Annotated in this window: 12 protein-coding genes; 8 read left to right on the top strand and 4 right to left on the bottom strand. The window is 59.3% G+C overall.

The genetic code is table 11. The features are described from left to right. The first annotated feature begins 189 nt into the window (after positions 1-189). The 5 genes from ACYCTF_RS13495 to merA all read left to right on the top strand — a co-directional run bounded on the left by ACYCTF_RS13495 (position 190) and on the right by merA (position 4,315). A complete protein-coding gene (locus tag ACYCTF_RS13495) occupies positions 190-399 on the top strand; it encodes a YgaP family membrane protein (RefSeq protein WP_461282759.1) in 210 nt (69 codons plus the stop codon). A gap of 81 nt (positions 400-480) precedes the next feature. Further along, positions 481-930, top strand: a complete 450-nt coding sequence (locus ACYCTF_RS13490; RefSeq protein ID WP_461282760.1) for a hypothetical protein — start codon at positions 481-483, stop codon at positions 928-930. Positions 931-1,001: 71 nt separating this feature from the next. After that, a complete protein-coding gene (locus ACYCTF_RS13485) occupies positions 1,002-1,250 on the top strand; it encodes a glutaredoxin family protein (protein ID WP_461282761.1) in 249 nt (82 codons plus the stop codon). Positions 1,251-1,354: 104 nt separating this feature from the next. Then, complete coding sequence (locus ACYCTF_RS13480; protein ID WP_461282762.1) at positions 1,355-2,596, top strand: MFS transporter; 1,242 nt, start codon at positions 1,355-1,357, stop codon at positions 2,594-2,596. A 213-nt stretch (positions 2,597-2,809) separates the two neighbouring features. Further along, entirely contained in the window at positions 2,810-4,315 is a 1,506-nt protein-coding gene (gene merA / locus ACYCTF_RS13475; protein ID WP_461282763.1) for a mercury(II) reductase, read from the top strand. Between the two features lie 313 nt (positions 4,316-4,628). Here the strand turns inward: merA and ACYCTF_RS13470 are convergent, their stop codons facing one another. From ACYCTF_RS13470 to ACYCTF_RS13455, 4 genes are all read right to left on the bottom strand, one after another. After that, positions 4,629-5,375, bottom strand: a complete 747-nt coding sequence (locus ACYCTF_RS13470) for a hypothetical protein (RefSeq protein WP_461282764.1) — start codon at positions 5,373-5,375, stop codon at positions 4,629-4,631. Between the two features lie 811 nt (positions 5,376-6,186). After that, positions 6,187-7,005 (bottom strand): PhzF family phenazine biosynthesis protein, encoded by an 819-nt coding sequence (locus tag ACYCTF_RS13465; protein WP_461282765.1) that lies wholly within the window; start codon positions 7,003-7,005, stop codon positions 6,187-6,189. Positions 7,006-7,019: 14 nt separating this feature from the next. After that, the gene (mctP, locus tag ACYCTF_RS13460) at positions 7,020-8,558 is read right to left on the bottom strand and encodes a monocarboxylate uptake permease MctP (protein ID WP_461282766.1); all 1,539 of its coding nucleotides are present in this window, start codon (positions 8,556-8,558) and stop codon (positions 7,020-7,022) included. Further along, entirely contained in the window at positions 8,555-8,773 is a 219-nt protein-coding gene (locus ACYCTF_RS13455; protein WP_461282767.1) for a DUF3311 domain-containing protein, read from the bottom strand. The genes mctP and ACYCTF_RS13455 overlap by 4 nt, the downstream gene beginning before the upstream one ends. 188 nt (positions 8,774-8,961) lie before the next feature. On the opposite strand from ACYCTF_RS13455, the gene ACYCTF_RS13450 reads away from it, so the two are divergent. The 3 genes from ACYCTF_RS13450 to ACYCTF_RS13440 are packed head-to-tail and all read left to right on the top strand — an operon-like array spanning position 8,962 to position 9,784. Then, positions 8,962-9,222 (top strand): hypothetical protein, encoded by a 261-nt coding sequence (locus tag ACYCTF_RS13450; RefSeq protein ID WP_461282768.1) that lies wholly within the window; start codon positions 8,962-8,964, stop codon positions 9,220-9,222. Between the two features lie 41 nt (positions 9,223-9,263). Beyond that, entirely contained in the window at positions 9,264-9,500 is a 237-nt protein-coding gene (locus ACYCTF_RS13445; protein WP_461282769.1) for a hypothetical protein, read from the top strand. A 44-nt stretch (positions 9,501-9,544) separates the two neighbouring features. After that, complete coding sequence (locus ACYCTF_RS13440; RefSeq protein WP_461285036.1) at positions 9,545-9,784, top strand: hypothetical protein; 240 nt, start codon at positions 9,545-9,547, stop codon at positions 9,782-9,784. Positions 9,785-9,902 lie beyond the last annotated feature (118 nt).

Below are 9,902 nucleotides of genomic sequence, written 5' to 3'. Positions count from 1 at the left end.
TAATGTATATTATGTAAAATCGTAGACACAACAATATAAAGCAAGTTAATACCAACTCTCCGTGCCCCCCCCGTCACTGCAAAATTTCTCCAAAGTCGGCGTTGGAATCTCCGAAGCGCCCTCGGGCGTTCTATACCGTGGCGGCGATTTCGGTGGATAATGAAGGTCTATCACGGAGGAACTACCGTCATGCGCACAAACGAAGGGCTGTTGGATCGCGGCATTCGCATCATTCTGGGGCTCGTGTTGATTGGACTTGCGGTCACAGGTCGGTGGGCGCCTTGGGGATGGATCGGCGTCTTGCCGCTCATGACCGGCCTCTTAGGATTTTGCGGGCTTTATCAAATCCTAGGCATAAAGACCTGTCCCGTGCAGGCAAACAAGCGTTCGGAGATGTAGATCGCACAGCGTCCTAGAGGCATCGCCTCGTCGAAGGACTAGAGAAGCCAAAAGATGGGGCATTGAGTGGAGCAAAAAACGATGAGTACGGTTGACGGGAGTCTGTTCCAGGCCCGCCTTACGGGCCCTTTCGCCGGAATCGTGAGCTGGAACCAACTTACTGAGCTTTGGTCTGTGGTTCGGGAGTCGCCGGAGGGCTGGTATGTCTACGCGATCGGCGAGCCTGCCCCCACCGAGCCTGAGACCGTTGAAAATCTCCTTCGTTTCATAGACAAAATCGACGAACTCTTGCGTCGTGAGCATCGCGAGGATTACTGCGGTATCGTGTATGCAGACGACAAGGCTAACCCAACCTTCATCAAGGTATTCGACCCGCACAATCTCGGCAGCTCCTGCGGCTCGTCGGGCATGAAGACCTTGCCGGGTTGGCTTATGACGCGTATGGCGCCCGAGCCCCTCGAGGACCCCCGACCGCTACCCGAAGGCCGGAAACGCTGGTGGCGAGGACTCTTTCAGAGACAGTCTGCGTAGGACGCTATCGGTCACGTGCCACGGGTGGGAGAATGGCATCCAGAGGCGCCAACGCCGACGAAGGAGCCTGAGTGCCCAAGACCGTTACCCTCTATACAAGTCCAGGGTGTCCCGACTGCGCCGCGCTCAAGGCGTGGTTCGCGCAGCTCGGCATCGCGTACGCGGAGCATGACTTGAGCGCGCCCGGGGTGGCCGACCGGGTCAAGGCGGAGCTTGGGGTACGGGTCGCACCCATCACCGTATGCGATGCCCAGGTGCTTTATGGGACAGCTCGTGAGCAGATCCCACAGCTTCGAAAGATCCTGGGTGTCGATCGATGAGCGTACCGCCCGGTGGGGAGCGGCGTATGCCCTAACAAAGCACTTTAGTACTATTAGATAGTGCATTGTAATTACGATATTACTTCTAGGATATAGGCCCCTGTATGCTCTATGGCCGGCTTTCGCGCGCGGCGCGGTTTCTCATCGTCATGCGGGCCACACGCAGCATAGGACAAGGGGCGCTGGTCGTGGATTTTGCGCTTTACCTCCACGCCCTGCACTGGTCGGCGCCCGCGATTGGCACGCTCTTTATGGCGGCGCTGCTCATGTCGGCCACTATGGCGCTGTTCGTAGGGCCCCTCTCGGATATCCGCGGGCGCAAAGGTTTCTTATGCGCTTATGAGTGGGTTCAGGTGGGAGCGGCGCTGCTCGCACTCAGCTCTGCGCGACCGGCCGCGCTCGTGATCGCCGCGATCCTGGGAGGTTTCGGACACGGACTAAATGGGGGCGCCGGCCCCTTCGCGCCCGTGGAGCTTGCGTGGCTTTCCGAACTGGTCGATGCGCGCGACCGCCCTGCCGTCTACAACCTGAATACCGCCGTGGGCTTTTTGGGGATGGCGCTAGGCGCCTTGCTGGCAACGCTCCCGCCTCTCGTCGGGAAGTTGCTGCCGGGCACGCTCGCGTATCGCCCCCTCTTCCTCCTGGTCCTTGCGGGTGCCCTCCTTGCCCTGACCTTGCTGCGGACCTTGCCCGACAGCGTCCCTTATCGACGACCGTCCCCTGACGGCGCGCCCGAGGATCCGACATCCGACAGCTTAACGCGTGCCGAGAACCGGAAGCTTCTCAAGCTTTTTGGCATAAACGCACTGAACGGGCTCGGAATAGGTTTCATTGGACCTTTGATGGCCTACTGGTTTGCGGTGCGCTTTCATCATGGCCCCTTGAGTATCGGGCCGCTCATGAGCGTGGCCTTGATCGCGACGGCGGCCTCTTCCTTGCTAGTGGGCCAGTTGACGCGTCGCTACGGCGTCGTGCGCTCCGTGTTGGGCATGCGCTACCTGGGCCTTACGGTTCTCCTCATATTGCCGCTCGCGCCCAACTTCTTGGTCGCTGCGGTCTTGTATGTCATCCGTTCGGCCTTGAATCGCGGTACGGCCGGGGCCCGCCAGGCGCTCAATATGGGTCTTGTGCGCGGCCATCGTCGCGGGCTTGCCGCGAGCCTCAACAGCGTTTCCATTCAGGCACCGCGGGCCCTCGGCCCGGTCTTTGCGGGTCTGCTGTATCATGCAGGCTTCCTGGAGCTTCCCTTCTTTATAGCCGGCGGCTTTCAGGCCGCCTATCTCATCCTGTACCGTCGCCTGTTTCGGGAAACAGCATCAGCACCGCTCACGCCTTCATCCGAGTGAGACGGGAGACCACCGTTCGTTAATGTTTCGCATGAACATATCCGCGTAATGCATTGGTTATACGTATATCTCGTCAATACTTGAAGGCTCAGGCCCAGAACTCCGTCTGCGTGCATGCGAGTGCGGCCTAGCGGCGCACTCCTGTCCTCGCTTGACCCCGTACCGCAGTACGGTGCCTAGACTGCTTCTGTCGAAAGATCGGGCGGCACAGGCATGATAAGCAATTCTGCGAGCGAAACCCCGGGCTGCGATCAGTGTGAGGGCTCCAGTATCGACGCCCACCTGTCGAGCCCTAGACCACCTGATGAAGGGTCTCGTTCGAGTACGCCGCACATCGCCATCATCGGTAGCGGCTCGGCCGCCTTCGCCTGCGCGATCCGCGCCGCCGAACGGGGTGCCCGCGTGACTATGATAGAAGGACACACCGTTATCGGTGGGACCTGCGTCAATATAGGCTGCGTACCCTCCAAGATATTGATCCGGGCAGCGCAAGAGGCCCACACACAAGCTGCGCCGCACTTTGAGGGGATACGTCCCCACGCCGCCACGATAGATCGGGAGGCATTGATCGCGCAGCAGCAGGCACGCGTCACGGAGCTCAGGCAGGCCAAATACCTGGATATCGTAGCCAAAAACCCTGCGATCACTCTGAGGCGGGCTCATGCCCGTTTCGTTGACGACCATACCCTGAACCTCACGGACGCGGCCGGACGCGAAGAACGGTTGGAGGCCGACCGCTTTTTGATCGCCGTCGGCGCGTCACCTTCGATCCCCGACGTGCCCGGTTTGCGGGAGACCCCCTTTTTGACCTCGAGCACGGCCCTCACGGCGAGCGAAACGCCTCGACACCTCCTCGTCCTGGGGGCTTCGGCGGTCGCGCTGGAATTGGCGCAGGCCTTTCGCCGACTGGGTTCGGAAGTAACGATCGTAGCCCGGGGGGCGCTCCTTTCACGTGAGGACCCCGATCTCGGCCTGGGGCTTCAGCCAATTTTCGAGGAAGAGGGGATACGCGTCCTCACCGACACCGCCTTGACGAATGTCCACCACGAACCTGGGGCTTTTACACTCACGACCTCTCACGGCCCCCTCACGGGGGATCAACTGCTTGTGGCCACAGGTGTGAGACCCAACACCGACACCCTGGGCTTGGCCTTGGCTGGCGTGCGGAGGGACGCCCAGGGCGCGATCATGGTCGACGACCACCTCCGCACGAATGTGCCTCATGTCTATGCCGGTGGCGATTGCAGCACCCTCCCCCGCTTCGTTTATGTCGCGGCCGCTGCCGGGACGCGCGCGGCCATGAATATGACGGGCGCCGATACGCGGCTCGATCTCGAGGTCCTACCTGCCGTTGTCTTCACCGATCCCCAAGTAGCCTCGGTAGGCCTCACTGCGGCTATGGCGCAAGCCCAAGGCCTAACCGTGGATGTGCGCGCACTTCCTCTGGAAAACGTCCCGCGGGCGCTTGCGAATTTCGATACCCGGGGCTTCATAAAGCTCGTCGCCGAACGCCCCTCGGGACGGCTCCTAGGCGCCCAGATCCTGGCTCCCGAGGCCGGGGAGATAATCCAATCGGCAGCGATCGCCATGAGCCGGCAAATGACCGTAGAGGAACTGGCCGACCAGATCTTCCCCTACCTAACCATGGTCGAGGGCCTGAAGCTCTGCGCCCAGACTTTCACGAAGGATATAAAACAGTTGTCGTGTTGCGCCGGATAAGACATCACGCGAAGCTTTGATCTGGGACGCAAAGAGACCCACACGCAAACGACTGTGCGCAGAGCCATGTATGCCAAAGTTACGCCACCCACCTTGGTAGCGCGCACCCACAACAAAGCCCGTGAATGGTGAATACTCTCCCCCATTCACGGGCTCGCCACCACCTCCGCCGCTACCGGTCGTCCGCTCACCGGGCCCACGGTGTTTACATCTACAAATCGGCAAGCCAAATAGACACAGCTACAAGCCAGCCCGCAATCGCAATCCCTACTAATGGCCAAGGTATCATTGTTCTTCTCCCATTATGATGTCGTTAGAATGGTCCCTGATGGCCCGGCGCCATCGACCACAGGATACCCGGTATAGCGAAGGTGTAGATGGCCGCAAACGTGACGACCCAGCCTACAAAACGTTCACTCATGCGCTTCTGCATAAGCAGTCCTGCAAGATTCATGGCGACAAACCAGACCAAGGCGATCGTGAAGTGATACACCCATGTGCCGCCGGTCGGAGCGGGCAATGTAAGAAAGTAATAGGCGTAAGCACCCGTAAGCCACCCAATAAAAATGGCAACCGCGCCTAACTGTTGCCGGGACTCCACATGAAAGATCTGCGTGAAACCCAGGGCTATAAAGAAAAATGCGTACATACCTGCAAGCCCCACCACAAAATTAGTCAGTGGCCCGAGTCCTTGCACAACCATCATAGCAATCAAGAAAGGCCACCACATAAGCCCCGCGGTCGCCGTAATGATACCGACACCAAACTCGTTGGCCTTTTTCCGGGTTGGATCCAAATGCATAAGACCATTAGCTAGCAAAGCAAACGAGCCGATATACATAAGCGGCGCGATCCATTTGCCCACGGTCGTCACAAAAAATGGCTTAGCCGGAGCCAGATCCTTCGCGATCTGCGCCAGGGCTGCTGTAGCGTTGTCGCTCCCCGCCCCTTTTATGGCCGCCACCGCGGGATGTGCGCTGCACAAGAACACAACTGCGCCAGCGACCACCGTCGCCACACCATTTAGCCACTTCCATACGAAACTTTGCGGTTCTTCCATACTTACTCCCTGACATTGTTATGACTGTTGTTGGTTTATAACAGCCACTTACATCCGTGTCGCTACCCATTGTCAATAATCGCAATCGCTTTTTTCTATAGCGAACAACTATTTTCTATTACTATATTTCAGATCATTAATATATAAGCGTTCAATTATCTTTGTTTTATACGAATACCATGATGACTTCACGACTGCGCATAAGTTTGCAAATATGTTAATTCACGTAGACTCGGTGCGCACTTTCGGCGCGGCTATTGTATGGCCTGTGCTATTTTCGGCGATCGAATGAGGCTCGCTACTAGAACCAGAGCCCAAGACGGGGAGGATCTGTCGCAATGCAAAGCTCGGTAAGGGCCGTTTATGCGCGCCTATCCTCCGCGTGCGCATGACGCTTGTCGCGAGCACCCGGATGGGCGAGATAAAGAAGGGCAAGGACTTTTTTTTGTCCTAAGCGTGTCCGAACCGTCAATCGAAAACGAATATGCAAAGTCCGGATCGCGGCCCTGATCAGTGATCACCGCGGTATTCCGCCTCAGATGGGCGCAGAGACGTTCAAGCCCCTTTTCTGTTTGTGGTAGCGGCCGAACACATAGGCTTAGGCGACGGTACGCCGTGCCACGACCGGCATAGGGATGACTGCGGCCTTAAGTCGTACCTCGCCGTAGCGCCGCTGTCCTCCGGGCGTGCGCCTTTGGGACCGCGGGTACTGCAAGGACTGCCCCGCCATGCCCAACACCAGACTCCTTCGTGAGTGCTGGCCTCGTGCGTGAGATACCCCAAAGATCCCGGAGATACCGCATCCCACCGGTTAGGCCGAAGGATCGTCTACTTCCCATTCGATCTCGCCTGTGAGGAAGGTAATGGCGTGGCCCGACAAGGCCACACGATCGCCGTGCACACTACAAAGAATTTCGCCGCCGCGACTCGACAGCTGTCGGGCGGAGAGAACGGACTTGGCGAGTCGTCTCGCCCAATACGGGGCGAGCGCGCAGTGCGCGGAACCCGTAACCGGGTCTTCGGGCACACCGAGGCGTGGGGCAAAGAAGCGGCTCACGAAATCCACCCCCTCTCCGAACCCATCCGCGGGTGCACTGACCGCGATACCGGACCGGTCGAGCGCGCGCAGAACCTCATGATCGGGCCGGATGGCAAACACGATCTTGTGGTCGTCATAGATCGCCACATAATCGCGCGCCGTCACAAAGACTTCTCGGGGCTTGATGCCAAGGCCGGCGACGAGCCAGGGTGGCGTGGTGCACGGTGTCAAATCCGTGGCCGGGAAATCCATGACGATCCATTCACCCTCGCGCCACGCGGTAAGATCGCCGCTGCGGGTGTGAAACTCGATGACAGGATCCGGCCACGCGAGATGTCGAAAGAGGATATGGGCCGCAGCCAAGGTGGCGTGTCCGCAGAGGTCGACCTCGCATAAGGGTGTAAACCATCGGAGATCGAAACCGCTGGCGGCCGGTGCAAAGAACGCGGTTTCCGAAAGATTGTTCTCAGCGGCAATCGCCTGTAAGACCTTGCCTTCAGGCCAAGCGGATAGCGCTACGACCGCCGCCGGGTTGCCCGAAAACAGGCGGGTCGTGAAGGCATCCACCTGAAACAATGCGGCTTTCACCATCGCGTCCGCGCGCGTCAGATGCTGCGCATCTGCACATCAAGCGTACCGTCACGCCCCGCGCCGACGCGCAAGGCCTTCAGTATCCAGGTGGCCACCACTATTACCGCGAGATTGACGAGCACGGCGTAGATCGCCGCGTAGGCCGGAACGGTGTAGCCCGCAATAGAGAGTGGGTAGATCACGCTCTTGAACGAGGTGCTCGCCGCCATGGCGGTCCCGGCGATCATGCCAGCAAGCCACCCCACGATGAGCGCATAACGATGCGGCCAGCGCGTATAGAGACCGACCACGATAGACGGGAAGGTCTGAATGATCCAGATCCCTCCTAGGAGTTGGAGCATGATGGCGTATTTCTCCGGAACCCCCAGCACGAAGATGAGGGCGCCGAATTTCACAAAGAGCGAGGCGAGCTTGGCCGTCCTCGTCTCCCCCGCCTCGCTCACGCCCGGATGCAGGAAGGCCTTATAGATATTCCGCGTAAAGAGATTCGCAGCCGCCACTGACATGATCGCGGCGGGCACGAGCGCCCCTATGACGATAGCGGCGAAGGCGACGCCCACAAACCACGGCGGCAAAAAGCGCATGAAGAGCGCAGGCACCGCGTAGCTCGGCCCATAGTGCGCAAACCCACTGCGGAACTGCGGAAGGGTATTGAGGTGTGCGGCATAGGCCAGATAGCCAAGCAGTGCGAGCAGCCCCAGCACAAAAGAGTAGGCCGGTAGAAACACGGCGTTCTTACGGACCACATCCGCGCTCTTGGCACCCAGGACCCCGGTCACGGTGTGCGGATACATGAGCAAGGCGAGTGCAGAACCGAGCGCGAGGGTCGCATAGCCCGACAATATGCCGCTGCTATGCGGCGGCGGCGCCGGGAAGGTGAGTTTGGCGGCCGGTACCTGAGCGAAGATCGCCGCCCACCCCCCGAGATGTGCCGGTATCACCACCACGGCGGTAAGCACGGTCGTATAGATAAGGATGTCCTTGACGACGGCGATGAGCGCCGGCGCGCGCAGCCCCCCGGTATAGGTGTAGGCCGCCAGGACCACAAAGGCGATGATGAGCGGGGCGTCGGACCATACCCCCGTTCCCTCCAGATGCAACGCCCCGAGCACCACCTGAATACCTATGAGCTGAAGAGCTATATAGGGCATCGTGGCGAGAATACCAGTCACAGCGACCAGGAGCCCCAGCGTCCGACAGTCGAATCTCTGTTCGACGAAGTCGGCGGCCGTGACGTAACCCCGCTCCCGCGCGACGGTCCAAAGTTTGGGCATGATAAGGAACATGATGGGATACATGACGATCGTGTACGGTAGCGCAAAAAACCCAAGCGCCCCCTGCCCAAATACCAGCGCTGGTACGGCGATAAAGGTGTAGGCCGTGTAGAGGTCGCCGCCCAGAAGGAACCAAGTCACGACGCTGCCGAAGCGTCGTCCGCCTAGGCCCCATTCACTCAAAAGATTCAAGTCCCCCGGTCGCCAACGGCTTGCCCAGAAGCCGAGGCCGGTGACGAGCAGAAAAAGCGCGAGAAAGATCCCAAGGGCGGCGCTCATGCGTCCCCCTTTAGATCATTGGGCGCATTTGAGCGGCGGACGAGATAAACGATGGCCGTGAGGGTCACGCTCACCGGGACCCAGGCGAGCTGGTACCAATAGAAGAACGGGAAACCGAACAAGGTCGGCTGGACATGATCGTACAGCGGGACCCACAAAGTTCCGAGAAAGGGGATGGTCAACAACAAATACACCCACCGCGATACCAGACTCATGCGCCCCCCTTTATTTTGTTATGAGCCACTGTCTAGTCCGATTAAGCGTACTAGTCCATCGACCTTTGGTCAATTATGGGCTTTTGGTCCGCTACATGCGGCCGCCTGTCCAGAGCAGACCCACTTGTGTTGTGAATTGGTCGCCGGAGGCCTTAAATAGCCCCCGCGCTCTCCAAACCGACTTTTCCGTGACCGACGAACCAACCCAGACATCGCTTTCCGGCATGGCCTCCGAAGGTGTGCTTTCATCGACCATGCGCGGCGCCGGCGAGTCCTACTTATCCGCCTACGTGCTCTATTTGAACGCGACCGCAGCGGAAGTGGGGCTGCTTGTGACCTTCCCCGCCTTGCTCGGCTCATTTGCGCAGGTGTTGGCGCGTGCTGGGCGGAGCGCCGCGGCGCGCGCCTACCACTCATCATCGCGGAACTCGCCGCACAGGGGATCCTAGTCCCGGTCATTCTCCTGCCGCTCCTATGGCCTGGACATGCCATGGCGATTCTCTTGGTAGCACTCACCTTCTATTATGGCGCCAATCATTTCGCCAACCCTCTATGGCATAGCCTCATGGGGGATCTGGTCCCGGAAGACATGCGCGGCCGCTATTTCGCGCAGCGTTCGCGACTCATGAATGTCGCCAATTTCGTGGCGCTCGTGTGCGCCGGCCTGTTGTTGCGCTTCGCCAAAGACCACGGACACATTGGAGCGGCTTCGCTGCCATCTTTCTAGTGGCGATGCTGGCCCGCGCGCTGTCCGTCCCCAAAATTCGCGTAGTGCGGGAACAATCCTTGCCCAAGGGCCACTTGAATCTGCAGCCTGGGACCTTGTGGCGAGAAGTACGGGGGACGCAATTTCCCCGCTTCGCGATCTTTACCGCGGTCATGAGCTTCTCCGCGGGGATCGCCGGGCCCTTCTATGCGGTCTACATGCTGCGTGACCTGCATTTCTCCTATCTCGAGTTCATGGCCACACAGACGGTCGTCGTGATATCACAAGTGGGCACGCTAGTGTAGTGCTTCATAATTATAGGCACTAATATGGCCATCGCCTGTCTGACTGGTAAGGTACAGGGCAGGAGACCATTGATGCGTGTAGCACCCCCGATCGTATTGACTGAGGAAGAACACAAAA

Source organism: Acidiferrobacter sp., from assembly GCF_054609335.1.
Note: the sequence above shows the minus strand (reverse complement) of the source record. Positions and strands in the feature narration are given on the sequence as shown.